General features: G+C 63.4%; 16 protein-coding genes and 1 tRNA gene. 5 read left to right on the forward strand and 12 right to left on the reverse strand.

Features of this window, described 5'->3' with window-relative positions; genetic code table 11:
• Window positions 1-46: 46 nt before the first annotated feature.
• Window positions 47-2695 (reverse strand): calcium-binding protein, encoded by a 2649-nt coding sequence (locus J2Y48_RS06745; protein WP_310414700.1) that lies wholly within the window; start codon window positions 2693-2695, stop codon window positions 47-49.
• A 224-nt stretch (window positions 2696-2919) separates the two neighbouring features.
• Here J2Y48_RS06745 and J2Y48_RS06750 point away from each other — a divergent pair, with 224 nt between their 5' ends.
• Window positions 2920-3972, forward strand: a complete 1053-nt coding sequence (locus J2Y48_RS06750; RefSeq protein WP_310414703.1) for an AraC family transcriptional regulator — start codon at window positions 2920-2922, stop codon at window positions 3970-3972.
• 57 nt (window positions 3973-4029) lie between these two features.
• Here J2Y48_RS06750 and J2Y48_RS06755 read toward each other — a convergent pair whose 3' ends face one another.
• The 4 genes from J2Y48_RS06755 to J2Y48_RS06770 all read right to left on the reverse strand — a co-directional run bounded on the left by J2Y48_RS06755 (window position 4030) and on the right by J2Y48_RS06770 (window position 9721).
• On the reverse strand, window positions 4030-5475 hold the full coding sequence (locus tag J2Y48_RS06755; protein ID WP_310414705.1) for an FAD-binding oxidoreductase: 1446 nt from the start codon (window positions 5473-5475) through the stop codon (window positions 4030-4032).
• Window positions 5476-5870: 395 nt separating this feature from the next.
• A complete protein-coding gene (locus J2Y48_RS06760) occupies window positions 5871-7166 on the reverse strand; it encodes an HlyD family type I secretion periplasmic adaptor subunit (RefSeq protein ID WP_310414708.1) in 1296 nt (431 codons plus the stop codon).
• A gap of 39 nt (window positions 7167-7205) precedes the next feature.
• Complete coding sequence (locus tag J2Y48_RS06765) at window positions 7206-8945, reverse strand: type I secretion system permease/ATPase (protein WP_310414711.1); 1740 nt, start codon at window positions 8943-8945, stop codon at window positions 7206-7208.
• 236 nt (window positions 8946-9181) lie between these two features.
• Window positions 9182-9721, reverse strand: a complete 540-nt coding sequence (locus J2Y48_RS06770; protein WP_310415709.1) for an MgtC/SapB family protein — start codon at window positions 9719-9721, stop codon at window positions 9182-9184.
• A 149-nt stretch (window positions 9722-9870) separates the two neighbouring features.
• Between J2Y48_RS06770 and J2Y48_RS06775 the strand changes: the two genes are divergently transcribed.
• Together J2Y48_RS06775 and J2Y48_RS06780 are read left to right on the forward strand one after the other, a co-directional pair.
• Window positions 9871-9947, forward strand: a tRNA-Pro gene (locus tag J2Y48_RS06775).
• A gap of 280 nt (window positions 9948-10227) precedes the next feature.
• Window positions 10228-10488 carry a hypothetical protein gene (locus tag J2Y48_RS06780; protein ID WP_310414714.1) on the forward strand — a complete coding sequence of 87 codons (261 nt, stop codon included), beginning with the start codon at window positions 10228-10230 and terminating at the stop codon, window positions 10486-10488.
• Between the two features lie 56 nt (window positions 10489-10544).
• Here the strand turns inward: J2Y48_RS06780 and J2Y48_RS06785 are convergent, their stop codons facing one another.
• The 5 genes from J2Y48_RS06785 to J2Y48_RS06805 form a co-directional block, all read right to left on the reverse strand.
• Window positions 10545-10850 carry a hypothetical protein gene (locus J2Y48_RS06785; protein WP_310414717.1) on the reverse strand — a complete coding sequence of 102 codons (306 nt, stop codon included), beginning with the start codon at window positions 10848-10850 and terminating at the stop codon, window positions 10545-10547.
• 142 nt (window positions 10851-10992) lie between these two features.
• Window positions 10993-12240, reverse strand: coding sequence for a kynureninase (gene kynU, locus J2Y48_RS06790; protein ID WP_310414720.1), 1248 nt, complete (start codon window positions 12238-12240; stop codon window positions 10993-10995).
• Window positions 12241-12345: 105 nt separating this feature from the next.
• Window positions 12346-13269 carry an ABC transporter permease gene (locus J2Y48_RS06795; RefSeq protein ID WP_310414723.1) on the reverse strand — a complete coding sequence of 308 codons (924 nt, stop codon included), beginning with the start codon at window positions 13267-13269 and terminating at the stop codon, window positions 12346-12348.
• Between the two features lie 5 nt (window positions 13270-13274).
• Window positions 13275-14054: an ABC transporter ATP-binding protein gene (locus tag J2Y48_RS06800; protein WP_310414726.1), complete on the reverse strand. Its 780-nt coding sequence runs from the start codon at window positions 14052-14054 to the stop codon at window positions 13275-13277.
• 68 nt (window positions 14055-14122) lie between these two features.
• The gene (locus tag J2Y48_RS06805) at window positions 14123-15106 is read right to left on the reverse strand and encodes an ABC transporter substrate-binding protein (protein WP_310414729.1); all 984 of its coding nucleotides are present in this window, start codon (window positions 15104-15106) and stop codon (window positions 14123-14125) included.
• Window positions 15107-15286: 180 nt separating this feature from the next.
• Here J2Y48_RS06805 and J2Y48_RS06810 point away from each other — a divergent pair, with 180 nt between their 5' ends.
• Window positions 15287-16051: a GntR family transcriptional regulator gene (locus J2Y48_RS06810; RefSeq protein WP_310414731.1), complete on the forward strand. Its 765-nt coding sequence runs from the start codon at window positions 15287-15289 to the stop codon at window positions 16049-16051.
• 83 nt (window positions 16052-16134) lie between these two features.
• Here the strand turns inward: J2Y48_RS06810 and kynA are convergent, their stop codons facing one another.
• The gene (gene kynA, locus J2Y48_RS06815; RefSeq protein WP_310414734.1) at window positions 16135-16971 is read right to left on the reverse strand and encodes a tryptophan 2,3-dioxygenase; all 837 of its coding nucleotides are present in this window, start codon (window positions 16969-16971) and stop codon (window positions 16135-16137) included.
• A 274-nt stretch (window positions 16972-17245) separates the two neighbouring features.
• On the opposite strand from kynA, the gene J2Y48_RS06820 reads away from it, so the two are divergent.
• Window positions 17246-18076 (forward strand): alpha/beta hydrolase, encoded by an 831-nt coding sequence (locus tag J2Y48_RS06820; protein WP_310414737.1) that lies wholly within the window; start codon window positions 17246-17248, stop codon window positions 18074-18076.
• Between the two features lie 95 nt (window positions 18077-18171).
• Here the strand turns inward: J2Y48_RS06820 and J2Y48_RS06825 are convergent, their stop codons facing one another.
• A complete protein-coding gene (locus tag J2Y48_RS06825) occupies window positions 18172-19350 on the reverse strand; it encodes a DUF3095 domain-containing protein (RefSeq protein ID WP_310414740.1) in 1179 nt (392 codons plus the stop codon).
• Window positions 19351-19408: the final 58 nt, after the last annotated feature.

Here is a 19408-nt window from a genome sequence, read left to right on the forward strand (position 1 = left end):
GAGCCAACAGAGCATCGATTAGATTGATCGTCCGGGCGCTGTCCGGTCAGGCAAAGATGAAGTCGTCTGCATTTAGCTCGCTGACAGAGTCGATTCCCATCAGCTTCGCGGTGCTGCCACCGTGGTTCCAGCTGAGAAGCAGGTAGCTGCCCTTGTCGGTGAGATGCTGGCGCTTCAGGTCGCCGAAACCGGTGATCTCCGAAATCGCCGACAGGTCGATGACATCGTGGATGGTGCTGAAATCGGTAATCGTGTCGTGGCCGCTGGCGGCGCTGAAGACGAAGGTGTCGGCGCCGGAGTTTCCCGAAAGCGTATCAGCGCCCGCCCCGCCGATCAGCACATCGTTGCCGCTGCCGCCGTAAAGCACGTCTGCTCCGCTGCCGCCGTTCAACCGGTCTGCTCCGCCCGCGCCCTTGAGGACATTGGCGCCGGCATTGCCGGTGATGCTGTTGGCGAGTGCGTTCCCGGTCCCGGAAATGGCGCTCGTTCCCGCCAATGTCAGGTTCTCGATGTTGTCGCCCAGCGTGAAGGTCACCGTCGACCGGACGAGGTCTACCCCCTCGCCCTTGAGTTCGCTGATCGCATCGCGGACGTTGTCGACGAGATAGATATCGTTGCCGGCGCCGCCTCGCATGATGTCGGCACCCGCGCCGCCATCCAGTGTGTTGGCGGACGCGTTGCCGGTCAGCGTGTTGGCCAGCGCGTTGCCGGTTCCCTTCGCCGCCGAGCCTTGCAGGACCAGGTTCTCGACGTTGTCGGCAAGCGTCAGCGATACGGTCGCGTAAACGGTATCGTTGCCGGCGTTCGACAATTCCATCACGATATCGGACTTGCTGTCCACATAGTACCTGTCGTTGCCGCGCCCGCCGAGCAAGGTGTCGCCGCCTTCGCCGCCGACGAGAGTATCATTGCCGTCGCCGCCCGAAAGGATGTTGGCCGTGGCGTTGCCGGTCAGGACGTTGTCGAGTGCGTTGCCGGTGGCACCAACAGCGGACGCGCCGGTGAGCGTGACATTCTCGACAGCAGCCAGCGCAGCGAGCGAGAAGCTGATGGCCGAGCGAACCGTATCTTTGCCCTCCCCTGCATTCTCCTCGATCACATCCGCTTCGTCGCCGACCGCGGCGATGATGTAAAGGTCATCCCCACGCCCGCCGATCAACCGGTCGACACCCTCGCCGCCCGTCAGCGTGTCGTTGCCGTCACCGCCCGCAATCCTGTTTGCCGCCGTATTGCCGGTCAGGACGTTGTCGAGCGCGTTGCCGGTGGCGTTGACGGCGGTCGAACCGGTGAGCGTGATGTTCTCGATGGCGGTCAGCGTCACAAGCGAGAAGTCGATGGCCGAGCGAACGGTGTCGTTGCCTTCTCCCGCATTCTCGCGGATCACATCGGCTTCGTCGCCAGCCTCGACAATGTAGACGTCGTCCCCGAGCCCGCCGATCAGTGTGTCGACGCCGGCGCCGCCGGTGATCTGATTGTTGCCGGTATTGCCGATGAGAACGTTGTCCTGGCTGTTGCCGGTCGCGTTGATGTTGCCCGTGCCGAGCAATGTCAGGTTTTCGAAGTTGCTGCCGAGCGTCCAGGAAATCGACGACTTGACGAGATCGGTTCCGTCATTGGCCTCCTCCGATAGGGCGATTGCCGAGGAAACAATGAAGACGTCGTCTCCCCAACCGCCCTTGACGATGCCGCTGACAGTGCCACCGGTGCTGTCGAAGAAATCGTCGCCGCCGCTGAGATCGACGCTCGCGAGCGAACCCGAATTGATGATCCTGTCGGCATCGTGCTTCAGCGTGATCGCACCGGTGATCGTTCCCGAGTTCGTCAGGAAAAGATCGGCAAAGTCCGCTGCCAGCTCGATCTTGCCATCGATCCTGCCGGTATTCCGGAGCGTAAAACGCTCGGCAAACGAGGAGATGGCTACCGTACCGTTGAAGGCGTTTATAATTCCGTTGTTGACAATCTCCACGTCGCTGGCGCGCGCGCTCAGGTAGAAGGCAGAATAGTAAAAATTGGTGTTGGAAATCACGCCGTCTGCTTCATTGGTGAAGCGCATGTGCCGGTCGTCGATCGTAACGGTGTTGAGGCCTCTGATCGTCCCCCAGTTCGTCATGGTGGAATGGGAGCCGCTCAGGAAGACGACGCCGACCGTATCCGCTGTGATCGTCCCCCTGTTTTCGATGTCCGCCATTGCGCCGGTCACCCTCAGGGTGCCGGAATCCGCGCTGATCGTCCCGAAATTCCGGATGACGGCATCCTCTTGGTCGGCGACGACGGCTGAGCTCCAGGCCCGAACCTCGTTCCAGTTCGTGAACCGGCTGCCTTCGCCGCTGATGGATACGGCATACTGGTTGGTGCTGATTTTCCCGTAGTTGTTGATCTCGGCTCCGTAGACGGACGTGTAGATGCCTTGCCACCCAAGGATCTGCCCGGTCGCCCGGATATCGACCGTTGCACTTTCCGCTTCTGATCCGGTCATTGCAACCGCGGTGCCGTAATCCGTCTTGACCGTGCCGGCGATCTCGAAGCCGCTGCTCGCCGATGCGGCCGTGTAGGCGGAAAGTGCGGCAAAGGGCGCGGAGGGAGGCACCGTGACATCGACCGTCACCCCCGCCGAGACCACAACGAGGCTGTTGATCGGAGCGTTGAAGCGGCTGGTCTGGTCCGTGTCGATGAACAGAATATATGTGTAGCTCATTGCCGCCCCTTCATCCCTCGCGATCTGCGTGCTTGGACAATGGAAAGGCTGGAAGATCAATTGACGAGGTCAGCCGAGGTGCCTCTTTGGGATATCTGGTCAAAACATTGGGATGATTTGCAAAGCGCGCGCGGCGACGCCGACGCAATCGCCGCGCCCGGGGGTTGACGCCGCATCATCTCGACGTGAATTATCTACCGCTGAATCATCCCCTCGAGAACCCCATGGCGCCTGTGAAGCAGAGACTCCCGCACCTGACCTTGAGCGCCAGCGGCCTTTCAGCCCCCGATAGTTTCGAGACCTACAGGCAGGCGGTCTCGACGATTTTTGACGCGTCGCTCGACGACCGGCAGGAGCACTTTCAGGTGCATGTGGATTGCGTCCAGCTCGGTCCCATGCTGCTGAGCCAGGCGAGCATGTCCAATGGCGCCTATCGCTACGAGCGCAGCATGCGGAAGGTGGCACAGGCCGGTGCCGACGCCGTGCTCGTGCAGATCATTCTCGCCGGCAGCGACGTGCGGATCGTCAAGGGCGAGGCCGTCATTTCGGGTCCGGGCGACGTGTTCATCTGCGATCTCACAAGGACGATCTCGACCAGCGCAAAGGACTGCCGCAACTTTACCTTCGTCTTTCCCCGCAGCCTGCTCGGCCTGCCCGAGTTCGATCTGGACGGTCTGCACGACATCTATCTGCCGGCCAGCTCGACGCAGGCAAAGCTGCTTCTGGCACATGTCCGGGCGCTCTGGGCAGAGCGGAACCGGATCGCGTTGCCGGATGCTGCGATGTTCGCCCAGAGCACGGTCGGGCTGATCGCCAGCCTCACGGCCAACAGCATCGACGACGACGTTCGGCAGGCCCATGCCGCGCACGCCGAAATTGCCCGCGTGCAGCACTTCGTCGACAGTCACCTCATGGATGCGGAACTCGGGCCTGACATGATCTGCAGCCGGCTGGGCTTCTCGCGCTCCTCCCTCTACCGGCTGTTCGAGCCGCTTGGAGGCGTAGCAAGCTACATTCGCGACCGGCGCCTCCGCCGCGTTTTCCGGCAGCTCGCAAGCCGGCAGACCAGCCACCGAAAGCTGGCGGAGATTGCCTTCGACACCGGCTTCTCCAACATTCCGGCCTTCACCCGTGCCTTCAAGGCGCACTATGGCGTCACCCCGCGCGACGTGCGGATGCTGGCCGAGGCCGGAAACGGCTGGCCTGTGCACCTGGACGAACCCATCGACGGCGGCGAACGTCTCGGCCACTGGCTGAACAGGCTCGGAAGGGCATGAACCACCCGGTGGCCATGCCCCGATATCCGAGCTACCTCTGCGAGGACCTTCCCGTCTTCAACGACGTCCTTGCCCCGCTGCGCTGTTCGGCTGGACGTTCTGGTTCAGCCGGAAAATGTTGTCCGGATCGTATTTTGCCTTGAGCATTGCCAGCCTTGCAAAGTTGCCGCCATAGGCCTGCGCCACTCTGTCGGTCTCATCCTCCGGCATGAAATTGACGTAGACACCGCCGGTGGCGTGCGGCGCGGTCGCCGCAAAGAGCGCACGTGCCCATTCGATCGAGGCTCGCTCGTCGGCGCGGTCGCGCCAGCGCGTATGCACATTCATCGCGAACTTTGCATCGCGATGCGGAAAGGCGGTTTCGTCGGAGGCGACACGACCGCTGGCACCGCCGAGCTGGCCGATAAAGATCTCACATTCCGCGGTCGGCAGCGTACCGACATAGTCGATCAGGATGTCGAATAGCCCGTCGCTCAGAGCCGTGAAATTATGTGACTTCCAGTAGTTGAATGCGCCCGGCGTCAGCAGCGGATCAAATGCCGTCTGCCAGGACGCGTAGGGTTGCGGGCCGATCACGTCGGCGATCGGCTCTCCGAGGGCGCGAAGCGGGGCCAGCGCTTCGTCCGCTTTGCCCGGCTCACCGACATAGCAGACCGCAAAGACCAGGATCTCCTTGCCGTGCATGCCCTCCGGCAGGAACGGCAAGGGCGGTGCCCGGCGCAACACCACCCATATGGTAAGATCGTCAGGCGCTGCCGCCGCCACCTGGCGATAGCCGGAAAGGAGTTCGCGGGCATTGGCAAAGGGATGAACAATCAGCCCGGCAACCACATCAGGACCGACCGGGTGCAGTTTGAACTCAAACGACGTGACCACGCCGAAGTTTCCGCCACCACCGCGGATCGCCCAGAACAGGTCCGGGTTCTCCGTTGCGCTCGCTTGAACGAGCCGGCCGTCGGCAGTGACCACGTCCGCCGAGAGCAGATTGTCGATGGTGAACCCGAATTTGCGGCTGAGCCAGCCGAAGCCGCCGCCAAGTGCCAGGCCGGCCACACCGGTGGTCGAGTTGATTCCAAGCGGCGTCGCAAGGCCGAACGCTTGCGCTTCCTTGTCGAATTCGGCCAACGTCGCGCCGGGTTCCACCCGTGCGGTCCGCCTTGTCGGATCGACATGGACCGATCGCATCGGTGACAGGTCGATCAGCAGGCCGCCTTCACAGACCGCGTTGCCGGCAATGTTGTGACCACCCCCGCGCACCGACACCAGCAAACCGTTGTCGCGGGCGAGGTGCACGGCCCGCATGACATCGCTTGCGCCCTGGCAACGCACGACAGCCCCCGGTCGCCGGTCGATCATGGCGTTCCAGATCGTCCGGGCCTCGTCGTAACCCGCTTCGTTCGGCAAGCAGAAACGTCCGCGAAGCTGGCTCTGGAAAGCATTCAAAGCGTCGTTGGAAAGCGCAATCGATCCGCCTTCCCGTCGGGTGAACTGGACATCGCTCATAACGTCACCTCTGTCGTAATCGGATGGTGCGGCAACTGCCCGGGCGCCGGGTTGACACGAGTGCTGGTGACATGGGGACGCTGCGGTCAACCTCGTTGAAACGGGTCGATCCGGACCGAATTTTCATAGAGAACAGCAGCGTCCAACGCGGCTCCAGCACCGCGCGCGCATTCCTCCGGGCAATGCTTGTAGCTGTCGCCTGCCATCGGACGATTTCCAAAGCCGAACTATGCGATCCAACTCGCGGGGTGTCCAGTATGGAAAGTGTACTAGGCTCAGGACCTATTAAATTCTGCGCGATTGCCCGTCCACGATGCAGACCGGAACTCCGCATGCGTTCATGAAAAAAGGGGCCGCAAGGCCCCTTTTTCATGCTTCCCGGACCGGCCCAGGAACTACCGTTCCCGGAAGGCCTTGTTGAAATAGTCGGCCAGCGGCTTGGTCAGGTATTCCAGCGGCGAGCGCTCAGAGGTCTGGATGAAGGTCTCGACCGGCATACCGGGGATGACCTGCTTGTCGCCAAGTTTCTTCATCTCGCCGGCGTCCGGCTTGATTTCCGCCTGGTAGTAGGTGGCACCGGTGCGCTGGTCCTGCAGGACGTCGGCTGCGACCTTCGTCACATGGCCGAAGATTTCCGGCGTGGTGCGGTGATCGAATGCGCCAAAGCGGATATGGGCGACCTGACCGACGTGGACCTGGTCGATCTGGGTCGGCGAGATCTGCGTCTTGATGACGAGGTCGTTCTCCTGCGGGATGATGAAGAGCAGCGGATCGGCCGGCTTGATGACCGACTTCAGCGCGTGCACCTGCATGCCGAGCACGACGCCCGACACCGGCGCACTGATGTCCATGCGGCTCAGCGTTTCGAGTTTGGCGGTGCGGTTTTCCTTCAGCTCCGCAATCTTGGCCTCGATGTCGCGCAGCGACGTCGTCGCCTCCTCGCGCATGTTGGAATCGACGTTGAGGATCGCCAGTTCGATCTCCGCGACCTTTCCGGCGTTCTCGGCGATGCTCGACTTGGCCTGGCTGATCGTGCCGGAAATCTCCGCTTCCTCGCGCTGGAGCTGGAGCACACGGCTGGCATTGGTCAGCGACTGCTTGAGCAGCTTGTTCTGCGCGTCCAGTTCCTCGCTGATCAGCTTCAGCTGGGTGTCCAGCGCACCGATGCGGCTCACGAGACCCTCGTTCTGCTTGGCGATCTGCTTCTTCTTCTCGGTCAGCTGGCCGATCTGCTTGTCACGCGTTTCCATCCGCGCCTTCATCAGCCGCGTCTGCCCGTCGATGATCTCCTGAACCTCGGGATCGGACTTGGCGCGCTCGACCATCTCCGGATCAAAGCGAATTTCAGGGTTCTCGTCCTGTTCGGCCATCAGGCGCGAAGCCGTGCCCAGGAGGCTGAACAGCTGGTTCTCGATGACTGCCAATTCCGATCGGTCGAAGGTGTCGTCAAGACGCATCAAGACGTCGCCGGCAGCGACCTTGTCGCCTTCCTGCACCATGATCTTGCCGACGACGCCGCCGGTGAGATGCTGCACGACCTGACGGTTGCTGGCGACTTCGATGATGCCGGCTGCGACCACCGCGCCGTTGATCCGGGTCAGGGCTGCCCAGGACGCCATGCCGCCAAGCAGCAGGAAGACCGTGCAGTAGCCAATGAGCGCGTAGCTCCGACCGCTCCATTTCTTGTCCATCGTATCGAATTCCTACTCTATCTCGCGCCTTGTGGCGTCTTACTTGTTGCTGCCGCCGGTGCCGGTGCCGGCCACGACCTGGGCGTGGTTGCGCAGGTGGGCACGAAGCACGTCGTCACGCGGACCGAAGGCGAGGCGCTGGCCGTTTTCGAGGATGAGAATGAGATCGCATTCCTCGATCGCGGCCGGCCGGTGCGCCATGATCACGACGGATTTGCCCTCGGCTTTGAGATTGCGGATGGCGAGGTTGAGCGCCATCGAGCCCTCGGCATCAAGGTTGGAGTTCGGCTCGTCCAGAACCACCAGCACGGGATCGCCGAACAGGGCACGCGCAAGGCCGATACGCTGCTTCTGGCCACCGGAGAGCTTTGCACCGGTCGCCGGCAGATGCGTGTCGTAGCCATCGGGGAGACGCAGGATCATGTCGTGCGCGCCGGCCTTCTTTGCAGCCGCGACCACCTTTTCCGCATCCGGATTGATCTGCATGCGGGCGATATTTTCCGCAACCGTTCCCTCGAACAGCACGACATCCTGCGGCAGGTAGCCGACATGTTCGGCGAGGCCATCAAAGCCGTACTGCTCCAGCGAGGCGCCATCGAGGCGGGCGTTGCCGCCGGCCGGCGGCCAGATCCCGGTCAGGATGCGGGCCAGCGTCGACTTGCCCGACGCACTCTGGCCGATGACGCCGAGCGCCTGGCCCTGCCCAAGCTCGAAGGAGAGCATGCGCAGCGTCGCGACCTTCTCACCCGGCGGGATGGCCGTCACCTGGTTGACCTCCAGGATCGCGCGCGGCTTGGGCAGCGCGGTGCGGGCTTCCTCTTCGGGCACCTTGCCGAGCAGGTCGGACAGCTGCCACCAGCCCTGAATCGCGCGCTGCACCAAGGCCCACTGGCCGATCGCCCCCTCGATCGGGGCGAGTGCCCGGCCGATAATGATCGAGCTTGCGATCATCGCACCGGCCGAAATCGAGTTCTGCAGCACAAGCCAGGCGCCAAGCGCCAGAATGGCCGACTGCAGGAAGACGCGGAAGGTCTTGGAGGAGATGGCATAGAAGCCGTTGCTGTCACTGTAACGGATGTTGGCCTCGAGCGCCTTGTCGCGCAACTGCTGCCAACGGCTGGATACGGAACGGCGCATTCCGAGCGCGCGAACGGTATCGCTTTCGCGCTGCAGGGTCTGGGTCATCTCGTCGCTCATGCGACCGGCGATCATCGCCCGCTCCTGGTCACCCTTGGTGCCGTTCTGGTTGAGCCACGTGAGCGTGACGAGGATCAGGCCACCGGCGACGCCGAGCAACCCCATCGCCGGATGGAACATGAAGATGATGAACAGGAAGAACGGCGTCCAGGGAATGTCGAAGACAGTGAACAATGCCGGAGACGACAGCGCCCTCTGGATGGCGTCGAGATCGCGCATGCCGGTCAACGTCGAGATGCCTTTCGCATTCAGGCCGGTGCGGTCGAGCACCGCGTTGAACACGCGCTTGTCGAAACGCGCCTGAAAGCGGGCGCCGACGCGCGCCGCCAGCCGGCTGCGAATGTGATCCAGCACGCCCATGATGGCGAACAGGCCGACGATCAGGCCCGTCAGCGCCACCAGCGTCGCCTCGGAGCGGGACGCGAGCACGCGATCGTAGATTTGAAGCATGAAGAGCGGTCCGGTCAGGACCAGAAGGTTCACGAAGAAGCTGAACAGCCCCATTGCCAGAAACGCATTCGCGCTATCCTTCAGTGCGGCGCGCAACTCGTCCGCGCCGAGCTTACCTGCAGAAAATGCCACGTTTTGCCCTCTTTCCACCGAGAAATCGGTATCGAAAATGAAAACACGAAAACCCGCCGCGTCGGGCCCGGGAACATCGCGGGCGGACCAGGCAGGAAGTCGTCTCAAGGTAAAGACGATATGCGTGCCCTTTTATTCACAAATCAATCGCACAAAATGGCAGCAACTGGACATTTTAGTGATATCTAAATCATCCGTACTACCATAAGGATTAATCCTACGGGACTAAACCTATGTCAATGTTGGCGCTCTCCGGCGTTGCCGGCGATATTCTTGTCCCGTTCCGCGTCCGGCGAAACGGCGTCTCCCCCCGCTTGCGCCGCGAGCCGGCCGAGCAGATTAAGCACGACGATGCAGGCAAGCGCCGAGAATGCGGCAATGCTCCAATAGCCCAGCCCGACCGAGAGGCCCACCCCTCCCGACAGCCACATGCCCGCACCGGTCGTCAGGTTCCTGACCTTGCCGCGCGAAAAGATGATCATGCCGGCCGCAAGGAACGCGACACCGGACGTCACCGCCTCGACGACACGCAACGGATCGATGCGAACCTGTGCATCGCCGAAGTGCCCCATATGAACCATTTCAATGGAGATGATGGAAAACACGGCCGCGGCAAGGCTGACAAGGATATGCGTTCGCAGCCCGGCCGGATGATTGCGGTATTCGCGTTCAAACCCGATCAGGGCACCCAACACGATCGCGCCTGCGAGCCTTGCGGCGATGACCGCGAAGGCAAGTTCGGTTGGCTGCAGCATGTCGTTGACCACCGATTCCATGGCGGATGAAACGCACGACGGCGGCAGGCGTTCCCGGCGCGCCGGGCCGGCGGCGGCCCGGGTTGTGGAACTTTCCCCGCCATGCCATTTTTTTTGAGTTTGGCGCTTGTGGAAACGAAAACCCTGTTCTATACGGACGCCGCTGGTCACGGAGTGTAGCGCAGCCTGGTAGCGCACCTCGTTCGGGACGAGGGGGTCGCAAGTTCGAATCTTGCCACTCCGACCAGCTAAATCAATCGCTGATCCCGAAATCACGCTTCCCCCACTGAAATCGAGCGCCGGCCCTGTCAAGGGTGGAAACCACTGTCCGTAGAGCAGTTGGATCGATGCGATATTCGAGCCTGGGAAACAATGCTCGCATTGGGCGATCGAGGAAGCGAATTTCGCCAACCGCCAGATCCGGCTATGGCACTATCAGCGATTGTGCTGTATTGTCATCTGCGTGAGGAAAAACCTCTCAGGGCCCCCTTTCCGGCGCCGTGCTGCCCAGCATTAGGAGACGTGCCATGCGCTCGCTTCTGAAGGTAATGGCGATAGCAACACTCACACTCTCTACTCTGTCAATCGGCGCACTCGCCGCAGAACATAGCTCTCGTCAGCAACTTGCCCAAGCTCAAAGCGACAACAATGACAGCGATGACAATGACGATAACGATAACCATGGCAGCGATGTTATTCGCGGTCCTGTTACCCAGTCAAACCAGGGCGAAGATCATTATGTCGACGAGTTCTGCAGCCAGCCATGGTGCCCATGGCAACCCCGTTAGCATGACCAGCAGCAGCTAGACCGGCAAGGTAAGGCGTAGCAGCTGGCGGTCAGCGTTCATTCGCCGAAATCGGGCACGTAGAGACATTGCGTGCGTCCCTTTGGACCGAAGTCGCCGAGACCTGCACACCGGTGGAAGCGGCCGTCGGGCGAGTGCTTCACCGGCCAGCTGTTGTACTTGATGACCTCGCCGGTCGTCTTGACCAGCCATCCCTCCTTCGTCGGCGTCACCTCCCCCTCCGGGACAGGCATGCAATCGCGACCGGCGCAGCATTCCAGATCATAGAAACTGTGAGCCAGAACCGGCCGCGCGAAGGCGACCGTCACAACGAGGACTTGCAGTACAACGCACCAGTATCGCATCCTTGCCTCCTCCACCGACCGTCCGTCAGTTAGAGGATACTAAAATGACAACAAAAAGACGCGACCGCGCGATCTCCTCTTCGATCCGGCCGAGCCCCAGCAATGATCATCTCTACGCAATCAATGGCCCGATGGGCTGACGCTAGGTCACCGCACCTCGAACTGCATAACGGACGTCCCGCCAGGCTTCGGTGCGCAGGATCTCCTCCAGCACGTTGACCGCCTCGAACACGTCGCGATAGCCGACATAGAGCGGCGTGAAGCCAAACCGCATCGTGGACGGCGCACGGAAATCGCCGATGACCCCGCGTTCGATCAGTGCCTGCATGATTTCGTAACTGCCCTCGTGGGCAAACGACACCTGGCTGCCGCGCCTGGCGGCCTCACGCGGCGTCTCCAGGACCACACCGTACCGTCCGCATTTATCCTCGACGAGACGAATGAAGAGATCCGTCAAGGCGATGCTTTTTTTACGAAGCACCGCCATGTCTACCGTCTCCCACACGTCGAGGGCGCCCTTCAGCGCGCGCAATGACAGGATCGGCTGCGTGCCGCAAAGAAAGCGCACCATGCCGTCACCGGGCGCATAGCGATGCTCGAAGGCGAAGGGACGCGCGTGGCCCCACCAGCCGCTGAGCGGCTGGACGATGTTGTCGTGATGGCGGCGGGCGGCGTAGACGAAAGCCGGCGAACCGGGGCCGCCGTTCAGGTATTTGTAGGTACAGCCGACGGCAAAGTCGACGTTCGCGCCGTCGAGATCGACCGGCAGCGCACCGGCACTATGGCACAGGTCCCAGACGACCAGCGCGCCGGCCTCGTGCGCCTTCTTTGTCAGGGCGGCCATGTTGCGCAACTCGCCGCTCTTGTAGTTGACGTGATTGACCAGGACGGCTGCAACGCTTTCGTCGATCAGATCCTCGATCTTTGGCGCGTGAATGCCCTCAAGGCGCAGTTCCATCCCCGGCAGAGTCGAAATCACCCCCTCGGCGACGTAGAGGTCGGTCGGGAAGCTGCCGGCTTCGGCGACGATGACCTTGCGGCCCGGGCGGAGCGCCACGGCCGCATGCAGCGCCTTATAGATGTTGAGCGAGGTGGTGTCGCAGACGACGGTCTGACCGGCCGCCGCACCGATCAGGCGTCCGACGCTGTCGCCGAGCTGCAACGGCAGCTGGAACCAGCCGGCGGTGTTCCAGCTCTTGATCAGGTCCCGGCCCCACTCCTCCCTTGCCGCTGTTTCCAGCTCGGCAAAAGCCGCAAGAGACGCCGCCCCCAGGGAGTTGCCGTCCAGATAGATCAGCCCGTCGGCAAGGGCGAAACGCTCGCGAAAGGCGCGCAGCGGGTCGGCGGCGTCCATGGCATCGACGGCGGCGATATCGAGGGTTCCGGTCATGATCGAGCAATCCTTTATCGTCTAGCCGTCGTACCCGGCCGCGTGGTTGGGCACGACGATTCGAGGCGCGCCCGACCGAGCCATCGTCGGGAGCGCGCTGTCTTTCTATTCGCGAATGGTCTCGCGTGCGGGCGCCGATCCGCGCGTGCGCTTCAGGCTCGGCAGGGCCAGCATGGCGAGCACAAAGAGGCCGGTGGCAAGCTTGAGGTCCGGCGGCGGCATGCCGGCGGCAAGGCAGAGCGAGACGAGCTGGTAGTAGACCACCGCACCGACGAAGGGTGCGAGAAGCTGGCGCAGCACCGTCTTCTTGCCGATGATCGCCTCACCGATCATCAACGCCGCCAGGCCATTGATGAGGATGCCGATGCCCATGTTGACGTCGGCAAAGCCCTGCGACTGCACCATCAGCGCGCCGCCGGTGGCCGAAAACGCGCTGGCGAGGCCGACGCCGCCGATCGTCGCGGCCCAGACGTTGATGCCCTGCGCCTCCGCCATGTCCGGGTTGGCACCGACGGCGCGCACCGCCGTGCCCTTCTCCGTCTTGAAGAAGCGGTCGAGCAGCAGGAAGACGACGAGGCCGAACAGGCCGGCGACGACGATCTTGGCCGCCGGGAAGCCGGGCTGCGCGAACGGCACGTTGTCGAACAACGTCGGCGAGCCGAACACCGACAGGTTGGATTTGCCCATGATGCGCAGGTTGATGCTGTAGAGCATCGTCATCATCAGGATGCCGGCGAGCAGCGTGTGGATACGGAAGCGCAGGTGGATGAAGGCCGTGCAGCAGCCGGCCAGGAAGCCGACACACAGGGCCGCCAGCACCGCCGGGAACGGCGCCACGCCCGCCGCCAGCATAACGCCGCAGACGCAACCACCGAGCGGGAACGCGCCCTCGCTCGTCAGGTCCGGGAAGTTCAGCATGCGGAACGGGATCATGATGCCGAGCACCACGAAGGCGAGGATGAGGCTCTGGGCGAGCGTGACCGGGATCAGCCCGAGGAAGCTCGTAAGCGTGGTCTGAAAGAAATCCATGGTCGTCAGCTCGCCAGAATCATGCGGTCGGTCTTGACGGCGAAGTGGCTGACCAGGTCGACAACCGTGGCCTTTTTCTTCGCGTCGCCGGTGATCTCGAGGCGCACCTTGCCGGCGTCGAGCATGACGACACTGTCGCCGAAATCGACGGCATGCTGCATGTTGTGGGTCACCATCAGCGTCGTCAGCTTCAGCGCCTCGACGGCGCGCACGGTCGCCTGCATGACGATGTCGGCGGTGCGCGGATCGAGGGCGGCGGTGTGCTCGTCGAGCAGCAACACGTCCGGCTCGCCGCCGACGGCCATGATCAGCGACAGCGACTGGCGCTGGCCGCCGGAGAGCAGGTCGACACGGGTATCGAGCCGGTTTTCGAGGCCGAGGCCGAGCACCGACAGGCGCTCCCTGTAGGCAGCGAGGCGGGCGGCGTTCAGGCCTTTGCGGAGCCCGCGCTTCGAGGAGCGGAGTTCGGCCAAGAGCATGTTCTCCGCCACCGTCATGCTGGCGGCCGTGCCCTTCATCGGGTCCTGGAAGACGCGGGCCAGGCGGGCGGCGCGCTTGTAGACCGGCATGTCGGTGACGTCGTCGCCATTGATGAGAATCTTGCCGCTATCGAGCACCAGTGCGCCCGACACGGCATTGAGCATGCTGCTCTTTCCGGCCCCGTTGGAACCGATGACCACGCCGAATTCGCCGGCGGCGAGCTTGAGGGCGAGGCCGTCGAGCGCGATCTTTTCGTCCGGCTGCCCCCTGTAGAAGGTCTTTCGCGCCGCGCGGATTTCGAGCATCCGTTCCTCCCTGTGTGACGACGGCGCCCGAGGGCGCCGCCGATCATTCCGTGTTCCCATTCAGACGCTTAGTTCGTGAAGCACTCGCAGCCGTCGAGCGAGGCCGGAACCTCGGCGCCGAATTCCTTCAGCACATCCCTGTTCACCAGCGGCGCATGGTCCTCGTAAGCCGGGCGCCAGGCCGGAATTTCCTTCGGGTCCTTGCCCTTGAGGATCTCGGCGGCGATCTTGCCGGCGGCAAGGCCGACCTGGTTGTAGTTCACAGCGAAGCTTGCCGGCACGATGCCGTCGCGGACAGAGGCGTCATCGGAGTTGACGATCGGGATGCCGGCCTGACGGGCGGCGGCGGCAACAGCGGCGATCGCCGGCTGCAGCAGGTTCGAGGCAGGCGTGTAGATGACGTCCGCCTTACCTGCCAGCGAGGCGATGCGCTGCTGGATGTCGTTGACGTTGTCGACGCCGACTTCGACGACTTCGAACCCGGCAGCAGGCGCCGCTTCCTTCATCTTTTCCAGGAGAGCCACGTCGTTGGCCTCACCCGGATTGTAGGGCACGCCGATGCGCTTGGCGTTTGGCAACAGCTTCTTGGCGAACTCCATCACCGCGCCGACGTCCTGGAGGTCGGTGGCACCGGTCATGCCTTCGTCACCCGCGTCCCAGGAGGGAACGAGCTTGGCAGCGACCGGTTCGGTCACGGCGGTGAAGACGACCGGAATGCCGGAGCCGGCAAGCGCCTTCTTGGCGATCTGCGAGACCGGGGTCGTGACGGTATAGATCAGCTTCGGCTGCTCGGACTGCAGCTTCTGGATCATCTGCGGCACAAGCGAGGCGTCGAAATTGGTGTGGCTCTCGGTGTAGACGACATCCGTGCCTTCGACGAAGCCGTTGTCGGCCAGCGCCTTCTTGAAGCCGTCGATCGAGGCATTCAGCTGCGGATGCTCGCCAAAATTGGCAATACCAATGCGGATCGGCTCCGCGGCAGCGGAGCCTGCCGCCATCAGGGCGCCGGCGACAACGATCCCGGACAACCAACCAAACTTCGACTTCAACATCTTTCCCTCCCACAGGATCAAAGCCGCGCTAAGCCCGCGGTCTGAGGCGATCATAGCGGTGGAAAGGGCGCTGTCAAACGCCGATATATAATCTTCGGCCTATTTACAGATGATATATATTTTGCCGAAACTTACCCTAATATGCTTGAGTGAGTGGACGGCTCCGACCGGGGAGAAACCATGCGGAACGAGACTGGCGGGACAAAGGGCGGGACAAAGACGGAGGAGGCATACCGGCGCCTTCGACGCGACATCCTTTCCACCCGCCTGCCCCCCGGAGCATCCCTCAAGCTCGGCTCCTTGCGGGAGAACTACGCGCTCGGCTGGACGCCCCTGCGCGAGGCGCTGTCGCGGCTGGAAGCCGAACGACTGGTGACAGCGGTCAGCAATCGCGGCTTCGCCGTGGCGCCGGTATCGCGACATGAGCTGGAGGACCTGGTTCGTGCGCGCATGGTTGTCGAAGTCCCGCTTCTGCTCGAATCCATCGAGCGCGGCGACAGCAGCTGGGAAGAAACCATAGTCACGGCACATTATCGGCTGTCCCGCTGCAAGACGGCAGCCGACGACCCTTCGGAAGCGGCCGTCGACGACTGGGACGACAAGCACGAGGCCTTTCATTCGGCGCTGATCGGGGCGGCTACGTCGAACTGGCTGCTTCGCTTCCGGGGCACGATTTCCGATCAGTTGCGCCGGCATCACCGCTTTCTCGGGCTGGTACCGACGCTGCGCGCCGCAGCCGGTCGGACGGACGGACACGAGGCCGCGATGGCCGCCCTGCGCGAGGCGATGGGGCTCGCCCATCACACCGCGCTGATGGAGGCAGCACTCGACCGGGACACGGAACGTGCTCGGAAGCTGATGGAGGAGCACATCGGCTACACGATGGACGTCTATGCCCATTCGGAAGGCGGTGCGGAAAACCGGGCCGTCGAACTCACGACCTGACCGGCGGCGCGTCAAACAGCCGATTCATTTCAACATCCTAGGCGGCCAAGTTCATACGCCGATTCCGGCACTTCAAGCTGCACTCAAAGTACGGTGCGGACCTTCCACAGCTCCGGAAACAGCACGACCTCCAGCATCTTCTTCAGGTAGGAGGCGCCGCCCGTGCCGCCGGTGCCGCGCTTCATGCCGATGACACGCTCGACGGTGGTGACATGATTGAAGCGCCAGCGGCGGAAATAGTCCTCGAAATCGACAAGCTTCTCGGCGAGGTCATAGAGCATCCAATGGCGCTGCGGATCACGATAGACCGCCTGCCAGGCGGCGAGAACCGCGTCGCTTTCGCTGCGCGTCTCGCGCCAGTCGCTGCGCACTGCATCGGCGCCGATGTCGAAGCCGCTGCGTCCGAGCAGCAGGATGGCCTCGTCGTAAAGCGACGGTTCGGCCAGAATTGCCTCGAGCTTCTCCATTAGGTCGGGGCGGTGCCGGTGCGGGCCGAGCATGGCAAGGTTGCGGTTACCGGCAAGGAACTCGATCGCCCGGTACTGCCACGACTGGAAACCGGAGGACTGGCCGAGTGCGTCGCGGAACTCGGTGTACTCGCTCGGCGTCATCGTCCGCAGCACGTCCCAGGCGCTGTTCAGCTGTTCGAAAATCCGGGCGACGCGCGACAGCATCTTGAAGGAAAGATCCAGCCGGTTGGACCGAATCGCGGCGATCGCCGCCCGCATCTCGTGCAGCGCCAGCTTCATCCACAGTTCGGACGTTTGATGCTGGATGATGAAGAGCATCTCGTCGTGGGCGTTCGACAGCGGCGCCTGTGCGTTCAGCACCTTTTCGAGGTCGAGATAGTCGCTGTAGGACATGCGATCCTTGAACGACATTTCCGCGCCTTCCTTGGCGGGATCGTATGGCTCGGTCATGTTGTTCCTCCCTGATGGCGCAAGCTGCCCCTCACCCCTAGCCCTCTGCCAGCGAGCGGGCAGAGGGGACCGGAAACGCCGCGGCATTCGTCCTTCGCCCGCTTGCGGGAGAAGGTGCCGGCAGGTGGGGCCGGTCATCGTCGCGCGCTGCTCTCTCCTGCATTGATCACAATTTTATCCGGACCTGAACCCTTCCGGCGAAAATTTCCCTCGCCCGGCTACCCCCGCCTCCGGCGCCGCCCTATAGACGGAGACATCAGAGGGGAGGACTGACATGCTGGGATACCGGATCGACGACTGGAGCGATGCCTATACCAACGACGCACACATCGCCGGCGGCCATCGCTGGCCGGCCGCATGGGTGGAGCCGGCGCGGCGGTTCCTCGAGGCCGCGACGACCTCCGGCAGGGCACGGCTCGATCTTGGCTATGGCCCGCGCCCGCGCAATCGCTTCGACCTGTTCTTCCCCGATGGAGCCCCCAAAGGGCTCGTCGTCTTTGTGCACGGAGGCTACTGGATGCAATGCGACCAGCGCTACCTCTCGCACCTCGCGGCCGGCCCGCTCGCCCGCGGCTATGCCGTCGCGATGCCGACCTACACGCATTGCCCGACGGTTCGGATCTCCGACATCACGAGCGAGATCGGCGCGGCCGTGACCGCCGCAGCGGAGCAGGTGGCAGGACCGATGATGCTGACGGGGCATTCAGCCGGCGGCCATCTCGTCAGCCGCATGATCTGCGAAAACGCGCCGCTGCCGCCGCACGTCCGTTCGCGCATTCGCCATGTCGTCTCCATTTCCGGGCTCCACGACCTGCGCCCGCTGATGCACACGGCGATGAACGAGACACTTGGCCTTATCGAAAGCGAGGCGCTGGCGGAGAGCCCTGCGCTGCTGCGGCCGAAGGACGGCGCTCGCATCACCTGCTGGGTCGGCGACGACGAGCGGCCGGAATTTCGCCGCCAGAGCGCCCTGCTCGCCAACATCTGGACAGGTCTCGGGGCCGACACCGCGCTGGTCCTGGAGCCGAACCGCCACCACTTCGATGTCGTCGACGGGCTCGCCAGCCCGGACCACGCGCTCACCCGGGCCCTGCTCGAAGAGTAGCGAAGCCGGATGGCGGCACATTCGAGCCGCCAAGGGGCAATCCCAACTGCGGCGTATTTCCAATACGCCGCCCGCCTGCGCAGCAAGGCGGCCGTTCAGGGCGCAACTGAAATCGAAGCGTCCTGCATCCCTGCCTTCAGCTTGGCCGCCGCGAGCGCGTAACCGCCGGCGGCGCCATCGATGAAGTGCACGTGGTCGCGGCTGAGCGGCGTCGGCACCACACAGGTCATCAGCGCCGAATCCTGCCGGTGCAGGCCGTAGCGGCACACGCCGGCTGCCCTCGCCTCCTCCAGCCGCGCCTCGATCTCCGCCAGCCGGCCGGGCTCGATGTCGAGCGTCATCTTCAGCCTGTCGTCGAATTTGCGGAAGTCGGAATTGGCGACGATGTCGCGGCGATAGCGTTCCGGGTCGAAGCGACCAAGGGTGAGCCGGAACCGCGAAAGCACCTGCATCAGAACGTATTGCAGGACGATATAGGCCTTGCGACCGAGTCGCCTTCCCTTCGGCACCGCCGCCCGCGCCTCGGCGTCCAAAGAAAACCGGTTGAGCCCCAACTGCATCCCCTTGACGTCGAGCGGATGGCCAGCCTGTTCTTCGCGGCCGGCAATGGCGACGATGTCCGCGATCAACGTGCGGAAGACCGCTTCGCTGCTGCCCGGCGCCGGCACCGCAATGATGGAAACCATCTCGCCGTGGCGCGCCGAGATCGGGTTCCACCGGCAGGAGAGGCCCGCCAGATCCGGCCGCGTGCCCGGCGGCGCGATCCGGTTGCTTTCCAGCCCTTCCTTCATACGCTGCTCGGCCCAGTACGCACCGCCTCCGGCAAACATCGCATAGGCGACAAACTCGCTTGTCTGGTAGCGTGCCACACGTACATCCTGCCCCGCGGCGCGGATTACGGATACGGGAACGACGGCACCGCGCATGTCCAGCCCGAGTTCCTCCATCGACCAGCGCTGCACGGCCGAAAGGGCTACGCGCGCCGTACCCACCTGCGAGGCCGGAACGGCGACCAGCGCGCCGTCGCCGCCGAAGACAAAGGGAAGGTCGTGCCGGCCGATCGCGTTCAGAACGCCGGAGATGACGCTGGCGCCGGCCATGTTGACGGCCTTGTAGCGGCCCGCCTCGATGGCGCCGGTCGAATCGACGATGTCCGCCAGCACCAGTGCCCAGCCATCTGGGAGCGGGTGGTAGTTGCCGGCCTCGGCCACGCCCTCGAAATCGGAGAAGCCCTGCATCGCGCGGAAGAAGTCGTCGTCAGCGTGTGCGTCCATGGCGGCAGCCTACCACAACCCGGCGCGCGTGTCGGATCGGAACGCACTACGAATTGGC

The organism is Mycoplana sp. BE70 (genome assembly GCF_031455855.1).
Lineage (GTDB): Bacteria > Pseudomonadota > Alphaproteobacteria > Rhizobiales > Rhizobiaceae > Mycoplana.